Origin of the sequence: Chthonomonas sp., from assembly GCF_035294505.1 — a bacterium.
Lineage (GTDB): Bacteria > Armatimonadota > Chthonomonadetes > Chthonomonadales > Chthonomonadaceae > Chthonomonas.
The window spans coordinates 1-15323 of record NZ_DATGKU010000160.1; the positions used below are offsets into that span (position 1 = coordinate 1).

Below are 15323 nucleotides of genomic sequence, written 5' to 3' on the forward strand. Positions count from 1 at the left end.
CACCGTGGTGCATCCCGGCGATTCGGTAACGCTTTCGTGGAAGGCACGCAACGCAGCCCATATCTATCTTGACCCCGGCAGCATTGAGATATCGCCGTTCGCCGATAGCAAAACCGTGCAGGTGCCTGCCGTTCCTGGCGACGTAACCTATACCTTGCGCGTGTACGGCCAAGATGCCAATATCCCTCCGGCCGAGAAGACCCTTACCGTGCACGTGCTCCCGCCCGATCAAAGCGTGGCTTCTATCCAAAGCTTTACCTATAGCCCCAAAACGGTCTACTTCGGCTCCAAGGTCAAACTGCATTGGAGCGTCGTACGTGCGGTCTCCATTACCCTCTCAACGCTCGACGGCCAGACGGTTGCTACCGATCTAGCTCCTAGCGGCTCTCTGGAGGTAACCGTCAATCAGCCAACGACGTTTGTGCTTACCGCTACCGACAACACGGGCAAAGCGGTGACGAAACAGCTCGTCATCACCCCTACGCCGCCGCCCTTACCCACGCCTGGAACGCCCGGCATTGATAACAATACCGGAGGGGCTCAGCCGCCCACGGCCCCCACACCTCCGATGGGCGGCGGCAACGGCAGGCCAATGCCACCTCCGCACTAGCATTCACATCACCCGCGGATGCTGATAGACGCTAGGAGGCGCTAACAAGGCCCGTTGCGTGGGGGTTAGGAGCGGCTCTAACTCCGCGATTCCTCGGCGGGCTTCCGGCAGAAAATAGTAGGTGTTTGCCCAGGTAAGATGCTTCGGACTGTACTTGAGGAAGAGGTTTCGGCGCTGATGCGACGCCTTCCACGGCAGCGTGCCGTGCGTTAACGCCTCGGTAAAAAGAATGCAATCCCCCGCTTTCATGGGAACCTGCTGAACAAGCGGCGACTCTTTTTCCATATTTTGCAGCGGGCGTGGGCAGGGGAAGTTCGCTTTATGGCTGCCGGGAATGCAGCAAAAACCGCCGGCCCCAGGAGGGATGTCGGCCAGGGCATAGGAGGCTACGGTCAACCCGTTGTACATCTGCCCCCGATAGCAATGATAGTACTGCGCCGGATCGTAGGGCGTTCCACCACCATGCAGGTGCAAAGGGGGAGCCCCCGCATGCGAGAAAATGGGATAATCGTGGTCTAAACGCAGCTCCGGTCCCAATAGCTCCACAAGATAGGGCAACACCCGTGGGTTGTCGAGCAAGGCGAGAAACGGCGGCCCCCACTGTAGAATGGAAGCGTACTGTTTTTGCCAGTTGGGGTCTTTTGCCTCTTGGGCATCTATCCAGGCGTTCATCTCGCGCAGAGTTTCCGAAGGGATAGCATTCTCTACCACGAGATAGCCCCACACATCGAACATGTACCTCTCTTCTTCGGTCATCGCTATGGCATCCTCCTATGAAGGCTTCGCTTTGGATATAGAATTAGATGCGCTTTTTTCGTTCAAATTCCTTCTATCTCCCAATGCCTTCAAATAGGCTGTATTTTTTCTCTCCTCACCTCAAATCGTCAGGCAAACTCATCAATCTACAACCCGACCTACCAAACCGCATGCTTACCCTCCTGCAACGGTTCATCTTGCATAGGCGGGTCTACCGTTCGGTCAGTAGGGGCAACCTATTGAGGCAACCCCTACTAAAAACTGCCATCACAGATAGTCATTCGCTGCATCGCTGAAGTTGCCGGGGCCTATAACCTGAGGGGAGCACGAACGTTTGCTTACATGGCCAATGCTCTTCCACGCGATAGAGCAGGAAGCCACCCTGTGAAGCACTCTTCCCCGTCTACCACTTCTGCGCATCCCACCAGATGTCCTGCAGTGAAGCAGAAGTCCACCTGGCGAAGAGTAAGAGGATGATAGAAGCGAAGGAAAGTTTTAGGGCTTCCTCCCTAAAACCTGCCTGAGAGCGCCAAATAGGCCACTGTACGAATCGGCGTAATGATGGCCGGCATGCCCGGAGGCGGTGATGAGGTTGGCTCCTCAATATGGTGATCGGCAAAGAGATTGTGCACGATGAAGTCGAGCCTCCAAGGGTCTTTACCACGTTTCAGTTTATACCCCAGCCGAAGGTCCATAGCCACGTAGGCCGGTGCCACCGCCGGTGGGGCGCCCATACCGACGATCGTGGATGTCCCGACGAAACGTATTCCGACAAAGCCATCCCAACGATCTCCTAATATCCCATCAAGTGCGAGATTCGCTTGATGATTCGGGGCATTGTTCATCGGGTGTTCCTCATTATAGGCGTAGTTAAACTGCATGCGAATGTTTTTAGTGATCTGAAAGCCTGAATCGAATTCTAATCCGTAGATGTTGGTGTTGCCCATATTCATGAATTGAAACGTGGAGGGTATACCAGGCGGGTAGGGTGGGGAGGGCTGGAAGGCGATAGGAGCTACACCGATAAGGTTCTGAACGCGATTGTAATAGCTATTTATCTCAACAAAGCTATCTCCGAACTCTTTGCGCCAATCAAGCTCGAAACCGCTAAGAGTTACCGGTTTCAGATGGGGGTTGCCGAGAGAGAGAGCGGTAAGCCCAGGACCAAGCGACATGCTGCTGTGAGTATATAGCCCTAGTAGGGTCGGCGCTTGAAAGGCCCTACCAAAGGCAAAACGCAATATCTGTCTTGCACCCAACTGTTTTAGCAGAGTGATGCGTGGAGAAAAGGTGGCCCCATAGGCGGTGGCGTCGTCAAAGCGCAATCCAAGATAAACACGCCAGGTTTTCGCAAAAAGTTGCTCATCTTGTGCATAGAGACCAAAAAGGTCTTGATAATGTTCTCCTGGCAGTACAAGGTCGGAATGAAACACCGTATGGCTCCAAGCCAAACCATACACCATTGTATTTTTGTGAGAGAGAGTATTTTGCTTCTGAACCTCACCTTCGAAGAGATGCGATTGATTGATGTTCGTATTCTCCGAAGTAGACTTAAAATCGGAATAGCTGATACGGGCGTCAAAGGGATTGCTGCCTGTAGGCTCCTCATAGCGAAGGACTATATAGGGATTATGAGAGGTGATGGCCGGAAAGTAAGCAGCGGACGGATAGATATTGCCACTCGATTCGACATCGCCGGCTTGAAGCCGCAAGTCGCTTTTCCCTAGTTTGTGTTCTGCATCTATTCCGATGAAAGGGGTCGCATAGTTATCTCGCGCCCCCGTCGCTCCGCCGGATCCAAAACCGCCGGTGTGGTTATAGGCGAAAGTAAGTGCGACGGAGTTATCATGTCGATCGGCAGCCGAGGCGATCAATTCATCATAGTCGCTTTTATATCCGCCGAGTACCGTGCGCACATGTAGATTCGACTTTCCATCAGCAAGCTCGGCGGGTGTTTTCGTGATGATATTGATGACGCCGTTGAAGGCATTGGCGCCGTAAAGTGAGGAGCCGGGTCCGCTAACTACCTCAATCCGTTTAATTTGGCTGATTAAAAGCGGCGCTATATTCCAAAAAAGGCTACCGGTTAGTTGGTCGTTAAGAGGGCGATTATCTAACAGCACAAGCACCGTGCTAGCTACTTGCGAGGTAAGGCCTCGAATAGAGATATTGGCTACATCGCCGTTGAATTCGGCTACGTTTACCCCCACGGCATAGCGGAGTGCATCTAATAGCGTTACCACGCCGTGTCGCCGTAGCTCATCGGCCGTTATTACGGTGACAGCGGCCGGTGATTGGTTGATCGGCTGTTCCGTTCGCGCTGCGGTTACCACCGTTTGTGGGCCGGCAAATAACAACTCATTACTTACAGAGGTTGTTGTGTAGCTTGCCATCGGGAGCGCCTCGCCTCCCATCGCGCCGATCGCAAAGCAAAGGCTCAAAAACGCTAGTGTAAAGTTCCTGTGCACTAAAACTCGTCCTCCGTTGTTTTTAGGGAGCATCTAGCTTGCTCTGGCAAAGAATTTTCGGCGTCTGTGCCCGTATTTTTAGGAGGATTTTAAAGTGTTAGTAAAAAAGTAGATTTATTCAAAATGGAGTTGTAAATTAATTCAACAATTCTCATGAAAGCAAGGTGTAGTTTGAAGGAATAGAGGTGATTTTAAAGAGGATTTGCAATCGTTTAATTTGCGGTTTCTGTATAAATGACGCGGGCGATGGTGTCGCCTACAGCCTTGAGCGACTTTACAGAACAGTGAGCCACATCGTCCTCTAGTGTGTGCCAAGGCCTATATTCTCCAACGATGGGGTGATTGGGGTCGGGCAAAGGCTGTATAAGATCAATAGTGGCGATATGGCCTTGTGTATTCATGGCGAGGTGGTCGTCGTCTATATCCACCGTTTGGCCGGTATCCCGAACGAAAATGTCGCTGTAGCCCAGCACCTGGGCCGTTCCGAAGACGCGATCGTTGATGTCGGGGGCATACATCATAGAGTTTTGTTCTGGGTAGATGCGCATATCCTTCCCACCCACCATATCGAGCAGAATGCCGTAGGCCGGGTGCCCAAAGCGGGGGTCTTCGGTGTAATGGGTAGCGAAATAGCGTGATCCAAGTTCGACGCCATCCCCTTTAAAATCGTTAGCCTCGAAATCGCCGTAGTCTTCGCCGTCGTCCAGCAGTAACAACACGCCTACAGGTGGGTGCTGCTTGTGGAACAGCTTGGCCAACTCCAAAAGCACGGCCACACCGGAGGCGCCATCGTTGGCGCCGGGGATGGGTGCCAGCCGGTTCCACCCGTGCGGGCCGTATTTAAAGGGGCCTTTGGCCAGCTCCGAGGAGTAAGGCCCGTCCGCCACCGGTCGCGTATCCCAATGGGCCATCAACAAAACGGGGTGTTGGGCGGGGCGAGTCTGCCCTTTGGCGTAGAAGATGCCGATTACATTGGTTACCGGCATATCGCGGTAGAAAAAGCGCTGCTCTACGGTGACGTCGGCGTATTTTTGCATCTCATCACGAAGAAACTGAAGCGTTTTGGTATGAGCCTCCGTGCCGAGATACCGTGGGCCGAAATCCACCTGCTTTTTCAGCAACGTAAAGGCCTCTTCGGCATCGAAGGAGGGATAGCTAATAGCTTCTGCTGCGTCGTTTGAAGGAGAAGTCTGCAGCGATGTGGGGCTTGGAGCCGCCGGAGAGGCTATCGCTTTGGTGGAGGAATCCCCTTGATGGCAGCCCGGCAAGAGCGAAAAGAGAAACAGGGCTGCCAAACCGTGCTTTAGATACTCAGCTCCCGTTTTCCACAAGGCGGTCCTCTCCTTTGGTGATGACAGGATGGGTCTTAAGATAGCTCTTGATGGCCTGCTCCAAGGTGGTATCGAGGGTTTGCACGATGTCGCTCTTATCCCAATACTTAAAATAGGCCAGGGCGCCGTTGGCCAAAGTCAGCGGCATCGCCACCCGGTAGGTTTGATTATCCACCAGTGGCTGCCCGCCGATGCGAACGGAGACAATGCGCCCTTGTTCCTCCGCATTCGGCTCGATGGTCACCGTGAGACCGGAGAACTGGAGGAAACTGCTGTTCTCCTGCGGATAGAGGAGGAAGGCGTGCGCCAGGGCGCGCCGAATTTGCGCACCCGTTAGCTTGACCACGGCGATGGTTTCGCTGCGGAAATCGAGCATCTGCACCACGTCGTTTGGATTGAAACTGCCCGGGGAGATGGCAGAGGCATCCGAGCGAAACGAGGCCGCCGGAATGAAAGCCGCATCAGCATGGGCAGCTTCCCGCAGGGCATCCGCCACCAGACCTCCTAAGGCGGTCTCTTGCGAGCCTATCTTATCAACCGAAAGCGCTACCTCGGTGCGATAGGCCGTTGCGGCGGCCACGGGCGTAGCGCTCTCTTTGGGAGGTTTTGCGGTGGGTGGGGCCGCGCCATAGGCCGGCAAGAGACCAACAAGCCCCATACCAAAGCCCAACAGACGCAACCCCGTCTTTATACCACCTAAGGGTTTCATTTCTAACTCCTCTGCTCCACAGGGCGCCTCAGCCACTGTAGGTAGGCCTGCAAAAAGCCGTCCAGATCGCCGTTCAATACCCTGTTGACATCGCTGGTCTCGTAGCCCGTGCGATGGTCTTTCACTAGAGTATACGGGTGAAGAACGTACGATCTATCCTGATTTCCCCATTCGTTGGCCTTGGTCGCCCCTCGCAGATTCGCAAGGCGTTGCTGCTGCTGCTGTTGCTGCAGGTCGTAAAGGCGTGCCCGCAGCACCTGCATGGCAACGGCGCGATTTTGATGCTGCGAACGCTCGTTTTGGCAGGTCACCACAATGCCGGTAGGAATATGGGTAATGCGAACCGCCGATTCGGTTTTGTTTACATGTTGTCCGCCCGCCCCACTCGAGCGGTAGTAGTCTATGCGGAGGTCGTCTGGGGCTATCTCCACCTCGGCCTCCTCGCCGAGATCGGGCAACACGATGACACGGGCAAAGGAGGTCTGTCGCCGCTTATTGGCATCGAAAGGCGAGATGCGCACAAGCCGATGTACCCCTCGTTCGGACTTGAGGTAGCCGTAGGCGTTGCGGCCACGAACCAGAAAAGTGGTGCTTTTCAGACCGGCCACATCAGCCTCGCTCTCCTCCACGATCTCGGTGGTATAGCCGTGTGTCTCTGCCCACTTCAAGTACATTCTTTGCAGCATGGTAACCCAGTCGCAGGCATCGGTACCGCCGGCGCCGGCCTCGATCTCGACAATGGCATCGGCGGCGTCGTGTTCCCCGGAGAGCAGGGTCTCTAGCTCCAGACGCTCGATTTCGGCGATGGCCTTTCGGGTTTCGGTTTCAAACTCCCTCAAAGCGTCCGCATCCGGCTCTGGCTGCTCGGCAAGCAACTCTCCGTAGGCTTCGAGGTCGGCGATACGCCGTTGGAGCTGCTGAAAAGGCTCGATGGCCTCTTTCGCCTGATTCAGTTTTTGAAGCAGGGTTCGCGCTCTTTCGGGGTCTTCCCAAAGATTGGACGCGCTCGCCTCCTCTTCTAGCCGTTGGATTTCAGCCTCTTTTCGGGCGTAGTCAAAGATGCCCTCCGAGTTCGTTCAGGCGGGCACGTAGTTCGTGAACTTCACGCTGAAGCTCTTCTAACATCCTTTTCCTTTCCTTAAATAGTTGGACAACCCTATCGGGGCGAAAGTTTCGTCAGCGAAATCGCCTTTGAAGTATACCCTTGGCGCTCAAAAACCACGGTTTCCTTTTACTCTCTACGCAAGGGCGATGCCAGAGATCGCTTCAAGAGCGGAGGTGAAAACGGCCGGTTGACTTTTTAGGGAGAAAGAAGTATCATCAGATAATAATATCAGGAACCGATAATATATTTGAAAACGTAGAAAGGGTGAGCTAGGCTCAATTCAGCACGAAGGAGTTCTGCTAACATGAAGACAGTTCGCCTATATACGCTTGCCATTGCAGGAACTGCCCTGGCCTTAGGGCTGACTGCAGGTTATGCACGGCCCTCGCAGCCTTGCAATAAACCCCTGATGCTATGTTCGTTGCAGGATCAGGACGATAGCGCACAAAAGCCCAATATCGTTGAGATCGCCGAGAAAAACGATCAGTTCAGCACGCTGGTAAAGGCCATTCAAGCGGCCGGCCTTACCGAGACGTTAGAGGGGCCTGGCCCCTTCACGGTATTTGCGCCGACCAACGAGGCGTTTGAACATCTCATCAAAAAGATAGGCCAGAAGAAGTTCGACGCGATTCTCCACAACAAGGAGGCGCTAACGGCCATCCTCACCTATCATGTTGTTCCCGGCAAGGTGATGAGCGAAGATGTGCTGAAGCTAAAAAACGGCTCCAAGGTGAAGACGGTTGAGGGCTCCGATATTGTGATTCACCACAGCAAAAAGGGTGTTTTTGTGGATAACGCCAAGGTGATCAAGACAGATATCGAGGCCAGCAACGGGGTAATCCACGTGATTAACGCCGTGATTCTTCCTCCCGATCTCAAAAGCAAAATGGCAAGCGCCAAGTAGACTTCCTTACCTGCTCCACTTAGCCTGCTTATGTTTGCCTAGCCCCTCTGAGGCTAGGCATTTTTTGCTTATGTCTGCGTGATTCTCTGGTAGATGGCGGTAGCGCGCTCCGCCATGGCGCTTACCGTGAAGTGCTCCTGTACGTGGCGTCGGGCTTGTTCGCCCATCGCCTGCGCCAGCGATGGGTCGGAAAGCAGCCGCATGATGGCCTCGGCCATCGCGTTGGCGTCGCCCATCGGCACCAAAAGGCCGGTTTGGTTTGGAACCATCACTTCAAGCACTCCTCCACCTGCCGTGGCCACTACCGCCCTGCCTAAGGCCATGCCTTCCAGAACCACCTGTCCTAAAGGTTCTGGGATAATCGAGGCGTGCACAAGAATGTCAAGCCCGCTCACCACAGCCTTTGTGTCTTCTTGAAACCCTCTAAAAACGACCCGTTCGCCGAGGTTACGTCTTGCTAGTTCGCCCTGCAGCTCCTCAAAGTAGGGCTGATCCCCAAACAGGGCCGAGCCGATGATTTCGAACTGCGTTTGTGGATAGCTTTGCTGCACCTTTTCTGCGGCGGCAAGAAAGATATGTTGTCCCTTCCATCTTGCGATACGGCCCATGAGTCCTATGCGTGCGCATGATTTTTCGCGTAAAGGCGGTAGGGGGTAAGGGGGAAGAACCCAATCGTCGGGGATGCCGCTGTAGATAACATCGGTGGGCTTCTGTTTGGGTAGGTGCAATGTCTGCAACGTGGCACACGAGTTCGCCACAATGAAAGTAGGCAGCGAGCGGGCCAGCAACCGTATAAAACGAACCGTATTTTTAGGAAGATAGTCCGGCTCGATTCGGTCACGGATGTGCCAAATGAGCGGGATATGGGCAAGACGAGCGGCAAAGCCACCGATGAGGTCGGCCTTTAGGGAGTTCGTGTGAACCACGTCGAAGCGTTTGGTACGCAAGAGACGCGCCAAGCGCCCAATAGAGCTTAAGACGGCGCCTAGTCGGTTCGGTTTGAGAAGGGCACGAACCCCCGAAGCGTCTTTGCGCATATCCACAAGCTGGGTGTTCAACTTGAAAAGCTCTACCGGCACCTGGGCCTGTTCTAGCTTGGCATGGAGAGGACCGTCGGAAAAAAGCAGCACATGCGGGGCGACTCGGGAGCGGTCGAAGGCTTGTGTAAGACGCAACAGAGCCACCTCACCACCCCCAAGCTGAGCGGTGTGGTCTATGAAGAGAACGCGGCAAGGATGTTTTTGGGCTGAGGTCATTGGATGCGAGCGCGGTTTCACGAACCAAAAAGGCGATTTTCGATCTCCTCACAAAGGGCGTGCCATAGAGTGATGTGGGCTTCTTGAATGCGTGCGGTCACTTTGGAGGGCACGCAGAGGCAGATATCGGTGATCTCGCGTAACTTCCCTCCATCTGCACCCGTGAAGCCCACACAGACGGCTTGACAATGGCGTGCGGCCTCTATGGCACGAATCACGTTAGGCGAGTTGCCACTGGTAGATATACCCACGACGATATCCCCAGGCTGCGCAAGGGCATGGACTTGTCGGGCAAAAACGTCGGCAAAACTGTAGTCGTTTCCCACACAGGTGAGAATGGCGTCGGAAGCAGAGAGGGCTATGGCCGGAAGGGGATGGCGTTCTTTTAAAAAGCGGCCTACCAATTCGCCGGCCACATGCTGTGCGTCACATGCGCTGCCTCCATTACCGCAAAGCAACATCTTATTTCCCTTTCTAAAAGCAGAGACGACGGCCTCAACGCATTGTTCAAATGCAACGTTGCAGGCATCGAAAAGTTGCTCTTTTACGGCTATCGACTCGGCGATGGTGCGCGCGAGAGTTTGTCTTGAGGAGAGATTTGCGTCTTGTGTCATAACCGCCCTTTTCTTGGATAATGACGTATTTCGACATACCTAAGTTCATACTACCACATAGAAGCATGAACAGCAGAGAAAAACACAAAAAGAAAGCGCCACAAATGCATTATCGGTAGTTGGGCCACCGCGTGATACCGTATCTATGCTGAGTTTTCGTGGAAGCCAGCAGGGAGGTTACTCCCAACAGATAAGGGGCAACTCCGCAGGCAGTTGGGCATCGGGGTGGAAGGGAAGAACACGCACGGAGAAGCCTCGAAGGCCACTGGCGCTACAGGGCATCTCCACCTGGAAGCAGCACAGTTCGCCTTCCTGACCAACATAGGGGATATCTACAATACTCTCCGCCTTCAGCCTTCGATCGGCATCCAGAGAGCCGCTATAGGCCTGCACGCGGACATCCTCCGGTGTGAGGCCGGCCAAAAAGGCCTTCACCGTTATCTTCAGTTTGTCGCCCACCTGCAGTGTGGCGCCCTCTTCGGGTATGGTAATAACCTCTTGGATGCGCACCTGTGGCCAGAGGCTACGCACTCTCTGTTTCCACTCCACAAGCGTACGTGCTCGCTCTAGACCATTCGCCTTCAGTTTTAGGCATCGTAATGTGGCGGGAAAATAGTATCGTGTGGCGTATTCCCCTACCATGCGGTGCGTGTTGAAGCGAGGGCATAGGGTACGCATAGAGTATTTCACGCGGGCGACCCAAGCGCGGGGTACGCCATCCATTCCTCGGTCGTAAAAAAGCGGCACAACTTCATTCTCCAAGAGATTGTAGAGCGCCGTAGCCTCTATCCTATCCTGTTCTTGGGGGTCGGAGTACTCCTCCCCTCGTCCGATAGCCCACCCGGCACGGGGATCATAGCCTTCGGCCCACCAACCGTCCAGCACCGATACATGCAGCCCTCCGTTAACCAGGGCTTTCATTCCGCTTGTTCCGCTGGCCTCCATAGGACGCCGGGGGGTGTTGAGCCACACGTCGCATCCTTGCACGAGGTAACGACTCACGTTGAGGTCGTAGTCTTCAAGGAAAAGAATTCGCCCGCGAACCTCAGGGCGTCTTGAAAACTGCACAATTTGGCGAATAAGCTCCTTACCGGCATCTTCGCGGGGATGGGCTTTCCCCGCAAAGAGAAGCTGTACCGGCCGTTGTGGGTTGGTAAGCAGGCGGATAAGACGATCGGGGTCGGTTAGAAGCAGGGTAGCGCGTTTGTAGGGGGCGAAACGCCGCGCAAAGCCTATGGTGAGCGCATGAGGGTCTAAGACCTCGGCAGCAGCACGAAACTCCGAATCGTCTCGGAAATAGCGTCTTTCTAGTTGCGCCCGTAAGCGCGCTCGCGCAAAAAGAACCAGCTTCTCTCTGCGCGTCTCTTTGACACGCCAAAGCAGTTCGTCGGGTATCTCCTCGATGCGCTCCCAAACCCCGTCGGGGTTTCCGTCGTACGACCAACGCCCGCCTAGGTATTTATCGAGCAGTTCCGCCATCTCCATCGAGGCGAAGGAGCGCAGATGAACTCCGTTGGTAACGTAGCTTGCAGGAACCTCCTCTTCGGGAAAGCCCGGATAGCCTGCCTGCATCATGCGGCGCGTGACGCGTGCATGGAGTTGGCTCACTCCGTTCACCTGGTGGGCATGACGCACGGCTAAGACGGCCATGTTGAACTGCTCGCTTTGGTCCCAAGGGTTCACGCGCCCCAGGCCCATAAGCTCGTCAAACGACAGCCCCAGCTGTTGTGCATAGGAGGCGAAGTAGCGGTTCATTAAATCCGCCGAGAACACGTCGAAGCCGGCAGGGACGGGGGTGTGGGTGGTGAACAGGCTGCCGGCCGCGGCCACCTCACGCGCTGTGGCGTAGTCGCATCCCGTCTCCTCTCTCAGTTCGCGTGCTCTCTCCAGGGCGGTGAAGGCCGCATGCCCCTCGTTCAAATGGCATATGGTTGGGCGTATTCCCAAAGCGTGCAAAGCGCGCATGCCGCCGATGCCCAGTACCATCTCCTGTCGCAGGCGCATCTCGGCGTCGCCTCCGTAGAGTTGGTCGGTGATATCCTGGTCTTCTGGGCGGTTTTCGGGGAGGTTGGTATCGAGCAAGTAGAGAGGCACGCGCCCCACGTTAACCCGCCAAACACGCACGAAGACTTGCCGACCAGGCAGGTCGAGACACACTTTCAGCGGTTCGCCCTTTTCGTTCAGCACCGCCTGCAAGGGCATCGAGTAAAAGTCGTTTTCTGGGTAGGTCTCCTGTTGCCAGCCGTCGGGAGAGAGAGTCTGCTTAAAGTAGCCCTGCTGATACAGCAGCCCGACGCCCACAAGCGGCAAGCCGAGATCGCTGGCCGATTTCAGATGGTCGCCAGCCAAAACGCCAAGCCCGCCGGAGTAGATGGGTAAACATTCCGTAAGGCCGAACTCCATGCAGAAGTAGGCGATGCAGGTTTCGGGAGGAAGCTTATCCGCCCACTGGCGCCGATACCAAGTATTGGAGGTGGTGAGGTAGGTTTGGAGGCTGTAGTGCGCATGGTCTACCTCCGCGAGAAAGGAGTCGTCGGCAGCCGCCTCGGTGAGACGCTCTTGAGAAATCAGGCTCAACATGCGAACCGGGTTATGTTCGCATTGTTCCCACAGATTGCGATCCAGACTTCGGAATAGCTCAATCGTCTCGTGATCCCAAGCCCACCGCAGATTGTAGGCCAGTGTGCGCAGCTTTTGAAGCGGTTCGGGCAAGGCGGGAACGACGTGGTAGGCGCGAATTTTGGGCATTTCATCTCTCCGGCGCACGGTTAAGATACAACCCCTCAATTAGGCGTTAGAGGGAAGGATTCCTGCTTTAGTAGGCAAAAATTTCTATGGATTGATCCCATCTGTATCATCCCAAGTAAGATACCTGTTTTTATGCGATTTCTTGCCAATTTAACAACCTGTTTGGTATATAGAGCGTAGACATGAAACAGTGTTGAATGAACGACCAGCTTCTTGAAATGTTTTGCTTTTGCTTGCTTAAGAGCTTACAGTGAGAGACACCAATCCTTTGGGAATGAACACCAAAAATTCAACAGCGCTTAGCTGCAACTTTGAGGAGAGAGAATGACAACGTTTGTTCGTTTCCGTTGGGTATTTGTTTTGGCCTGTCTGGGCGCAACCCTATCCTTAAGCCGTGGGGCGTATGCCGGCACAGATACCCTCCATTTCCTCGATTCGAACGGCTCTAACGGTGTGGATGTCACCTATGTGCTCAACAATCAAACACACACCGAGAGCACCGCTGCCGGCCAGTACAACTTTCAGATCAACGGCAGCAGCCAAACCTATACCGGTTTTTGCACCGATCTGTTCGATAGCATCTCGAATGGGAATACCTGGAGTGCTCTTCGCACCACCGTTTCCAACCCCACCAGCGGCCTTGGCAGCGTTTACTATGCGAACGGCACCCACGGCAACACCATCTCTATGCAAAATATCCACGCCATTGACTACATTGTGGCACACTACGCCAACACGCCCGCTTCGCGAACAAAAACCGATGCCCAACTCGCTATTTGGGACCTTTCCTTGGGAGGCTCGGTTAATTACAACCCTTCCACGCATACCTACAGCTGGAGCAGTCTCTTTTCCGCGGTGGATTCGGGCCAGCACAGTTATGGTGACCTGGCAGGAGTCTACAGCATCGAACAGGCCGCTTTTGCCAACGACGGACGCAGTTGGAACTCCATTTTCGAGAACGCGGGAGCAGAGGCGAACGGCCGTAAACAAGACATCGCCTTTGCCGCCACACCGGAGGCCAGCAGCCTTATTGGCTTTGCCGGTTTGGTGGCAGGTAGCATGTGGATTCCGCTGTGTGCCCGAAGGCGCCGCAGAGGTCGGTAAAACCCTTTAAAGGAGCCTTTTCACAACTCACAGCGCGCTTCTGCATTGGGTGAGAGGAAGGGGGCGTTGCCGGCTTCCTTCCTCCACTAGACGGCAGACGACGAAACCGAATTTTAGGATAACGTCCACTAGGTGGAATCTACTTCAACGAAGAGCATGAAAAAATTCTGATGGCTCCCCTTGACAGCAGGTGCAATATGTGGTAGAATTCCATTTGTCCTGGTGGACAAGGATAAGGGGCTTAAAAACCCGGTATCCCTGTAGGCCAGCATCCCAGCTGAACGTGTGCCGTGAACGCACGGGCAGGTCGGATGCTGGCCTTTTTGCTAGACGGCCTGAGAAGCCCGTATATGAACCAACCAACGAAAGGCATGATCGAGGCGGAGATCGCCAACGCGGTGTCGCGATTCCAGAGGGAGCAACAGGGTCGTGGTCCCTCCGATGTAAAGGTGCACCTGGTTGGTGATACCCTGCTGGTACGTTGCACGGGCATTCTCACGCCCACCGAGGCCCACCTCGTGGCCACCGAAGAGGGTCGCCGGCTGATTCGAAGCGCCCGGCAAGAGTTGCGCATGATCAGTCGCAATGAAATTGAAACGATCATCGCCAATATCGTGGGGTGTAAGGTGCTGCGAAGCTATGGCGATGTGAACGTAGAGGCCGCCGAGCTGGTGGAGGTCTACATCCTGGAAGAGGATGTAGAGAAGCGCTTTCTCGGTTCGTCGAATCTCTCTTCTCGCAAGAGGTAGGCCTCAACAACAGAATAGAGCAGGTTGCCGTTCCGAAGAAGGCCGTTCTTTGCGCCTTTGTCGGAAGGGAGGCCGGAGGTTACGGAGGCTCTTAATAGAAAGAGCTACCGATACTTCCGGCCTTTTGTGCCTTTAAAACCGAAGAAACAACAATGCATGCTAAGGAGAAAAACATGTCGGATGGGTTTTTCATACTCATCGTACTGGGGATGACGGCCGTCACCCTAGGGTTCCTCTACGGCTGTTACCGCCTCATGCAAGGAGGCCAACCATGATCGAACAAGCGTTTATCCTATTCATTACCTTCTGCGTGTTTATATACCTATTCTATGCGCTCTTCTATCCGGAGCGCTTCTAGGAGGCAAGGAAACCATGACACCCAACGGCGTCGCACAGATACTTCTCTTCTTTCTGCTGATTCTGGTGTTTACCAAACCGCTTGGCAGCTATATGGCCCGCGTTTTCCAAGGGGAAAGAACGCTTCTCCACCCATTTCTTCGCCCGCTCGAGTTGGGGCTTTATCGGCTCTTCGGCATCGAAGAGGAGGTAGAGATGCCCTGGACAACCTACGCCATCGCCTTTGTGCTCTTTAGTGTGGTGGGGCTATTGCTTACCTACCTGCTGTTGAGGTTGCAAGGCCATTTTCCCTGGAACCCTCAAAAGTTCGGATCCGAGCAGATGCCGCCCGATTTGGCCTTCAACACGGCCGTGTCTTTTACGACCAACACCAACTGGCAGTCTTATACTCCCGAAAGCACGGTCAGCTACTTCTCCAACATGGTGGCTTTAGCGGTGCACAACTGGATGTCGGCCGCTGCCGGCATTGCTGTGGCCGTGGCCTTCATCCGTGGGTTTGCTCGTCGCACAGTGCGTGAAATCGGCAACTTTTGGGTAGATACCACACGGGCAACCCTCTACATTCTCTTGCCGCTCACCTTCATTTTGGCGCTGCTGCTGGTGTGGCAAGGG

General features: G+C 54.6%; 13 protein-coding genes and 1 pseudogene. 6 read left to right on the forward strand and 8 right to left on the reverse strand.

Annotated elements, in window-relative coordinates; translation table 11 throughout:
- Nucleotides 1-610, forward strand: a pseudogene (locus VKV18_RS08985) (hypothetical protein); the annotation flags it as partial.
- Between the two features lie 3 nt (nucleotides 611-613).
- On the opposite strand, the gene VKV18_RS08990 reads toward VKV18_RS08985, so the two are convergent.
- From VKV18_RS08990 to prfB, 5 genes are all read right to left on the reverse strand, one after another.
- Complete coding sequence (locus VKV18_RS08990) at nucleotides 614-1366, reverse strand: phytanoyl-CoA dioxygenase family protein (protein ID WP_324203870.1); 753 nt, start codon at nucleotides 1364-1366, stop codon at nucleotides 614-616.
- A 509-nt stretch (nucleotides 1367-1875) separates the two neighbouring features.
- Nucleotides 1876-3759, reverse strand: a complete 1884-nt coding sequence (locus VKV18_RS08995; protein WP_324203871.1) for a TonB-dependent receptor plug domain-containing protein — start codon at nucleotides 3757-3759, stop codon at nucleotides 1876-1878.
- Between the two features lie 287 nt (nucleotides 3760-4046).
- Nucleotides 4047-5165 (reverse strand): M28 family peptidase, encoded by a 1119-nt coding sequence (locus VKV18_RS09000; protein WP_324203872.1) that lies wholly within the window; start codon nucleotides 5163-5165, stop codon nucleotides 4047-4049.
- Nucleotides 5146-5874: a 5'-nucleotidase gene (locus VKV18_RS09005; protein ID WP_324203873.1), complete on the reverse strand. Its 729-nt coding sequence runs from the start codon at nucleotides 5872-5874 to the stop codon at nucleotides 5146-5148. The genes VKV18_RS09000 and VKV18_RS09005 overlap by 20 nt, the downstream gene beginning before the upstream one ends.
- A 2-nt stretch (nucleotides 5875-5876) precedes the next feature.
- Nucleotides 5877-6999 (reverse strand): peptide chain release factor 2 gene (gene prfB / locus VKV18_RS09010; protein ID WP_324203874.1). Its coding sequence is split into 2 segments (ribosomal slippage): nucleotides 5877-6929 and nucleotides 6931-6999, totalling 1122 coding nucleotides; the frame shifts between segments, so codons are not numbered across the junction.
- Between the two features lie 389 nt (nucleotides 7000-7388).
- Here prfB and VKV18_RS09015 point away from each other — a divergent pair.
- A complete protein-coding gene (locus VKV18_RS09015) occupies nucleotides 7389-7883 on the forward strand; it encodes a fasciclin domain-containing protein (protein WP_345786405.1) in 495 nt (164 codons plus the stop codon).
- Between the two features lie 68 nt (nucleotides 7884-7951).
- Here the strand turns inward: VKV18_RS09015 and VKV18_RS09020 are convergent, their stop codons facing one another.
- The 3 genes from VKV18_RS09020 to glgP all read right to left on the reverse strand — a co-directional run bounded on the left by VKV18_RS09020 (nucleotide 7952) and on the right by glgP (nucleotide 12501).
- Nucleotides 7952-9139 (reverse strand): glycosyltransferase family 4 protein, encoded by a 1188-nt coding sequence (locus VKV18_RS09020; protein ID WP_324203876.1) that lies wholly within the window; start codon nucleotides 9137-9139, stop codon nucleotides 7952-7954.
- A 17-nt stretch (nucleotides 9140-9156) separates the two neighbouring features.
- Complete coding sequence (locus VKV18_RS09025; RefSeq protein WP_324203877.1) at nucleotides 9157-9753, reverse strand: D-sedoheptulose 7-phosphate isomerase; 597 nt, start codon at nucleotides 9751-9753, stop codon at nucleotides 9157-9159.
- A 177-nt stretch (nucleotides 9754-9930) separates the two neighbouring features.
- Nucleotides 9931-12501: an alpha-glucan family phosphorylase gene (gene glgP, locus VKV18_RS09030; RefSeq protein WP_324203878.1), complete on the reverse strand. Its 2571-nt coding sequence runs from the start codon at nucleotides 12499-12501 to the stop codon at nucleotides 9931-9933.
- A gap of 324 nt (nucleotides 12502-12825) precedes the next feature.
- On the opposite strand from glgP, the gene VKV18_RS09035 reads away from it, so the two are divergent.
- The 4 genes from VKV18_RS09035 to VKV18_RS09045 all read left to right on the forward strand — a co-directional run.
- A complete protein-coding gene (locus VKV18_RS09035; protein WP_324203879.1) occupies nucleotides 12826-13605 on the forward strand; it encodes a hypothetical protein in 780 nt (259 codons plus the stop codon).
- 350 nt (nucleotides 13606-13955) lie between these two features.
- Nucleotides 13956-14354, forward strand: coding sequence for a DUF2294 domain-containing protein (locus VKV18_RS09040; protein ID WP_324203880.1), 399 nt, complete (start codon nucleotides 13956-13958; stop codon nucleotides 14352-14354).
- A 271-nt stretch (nucleotides 14355-14625) separates the two neighbouring features.
- On the forward strand, nucleotides 14626-14712 hold the full coding sequence (locus tag VKV18_RS15940) for a potassium-transporting ATPase subunit F (RefSeq protein ID WP_414647188.1): 87 nt from the start codon (nucleotides 14626-14628) through the stop codon (nucleotides 14710-14712).
- 14 nt (nucleotides 14713-14726) lie between these two features.
- Nucleotides 14727-15323, forward strand: a 597-nt coding sequence (locus tag VKV18_RS09045) for a potassium-transporting ATPase subunit KdpA (RefSeq protein ID WP_324203881.1), incomplete at its 3' end; no start/stop codon positions are given.

Excerpts from the sequence above, each read along its gene's own strand:
- VKV18_RS08990 (WP_324203870.1), bottom strand. The coding sequence starts at position 1,366 with ATGACCGAAGAAGAGAGGTACATGTTCGATGTGTGGGGCTATCTCGTG.
- VKV18_RS08995 (WP_324203871.1), bottom strand. The coding sequence starts at position 3,759 with ATGGCAAGCTACACAACAACCTCTGTAAGTAATGAGTTGTTATTTGCC.
- VKV18_RS09005 (WP_324203873.1), bottom strand. The coding sequence starts at position 5,874 with ATGAAACCCTTAGGTGGTATAAAGACGGGGTTGCGTCTGTTGGGCTTT.
- VKV18_RS09015 (WP_345786405.1), top strand. The coding sequence starts at position 7,389 with ATGCTATGTTCGTTGCAGGATCAGGACGATAGCGCACAAAAGCCCAAT.
- VKV18_RS09020 (WP_324203876.1), bottom strand. The coding sequence starts at position 9,139 with ATGACCTCAGCCCAAAAACATCCTTGCCGCGTTCTCTTCATAGACCAC.
- VKV18_RS09025 (WP_324203877.1), bottom strand. The coding sequence starts at position 9,753 with ATGACACAAGACGCAAATCTCTCCTCAAGACAAACTCTCGCGCGCACC.
- glgP (WP_324203878.1), bottom strand. The coding sequence starts at position 12,501 with ATGCCCAAAATTCGCGCCTACCACGTCGTTCCCGCCTTGCCCGAACCG.
- VKV18_RS09035 (WP_324203879.1), top strand. The coding sequence starts at position 12,826 with ATGACAACGTTTGTTCGTTTCCGTTGGGTATTTGTTTTGGCCTGTCTG.
- VKV18_RS09040 (WP_324203880.1), top strand. The coding sequence starts at position 13,956 with ATGAACCAACCAACGAAAGGCATGATCGAGGCGGAGATCGCCAACGCG.
- VKV18_RS15940 (WP_414647188.1), top strand. The coding sequence starts at position 14,626 with ATGATCGAACAAGCGTTTATCCTATTCATTACCTTCTGCGTGTTTATA.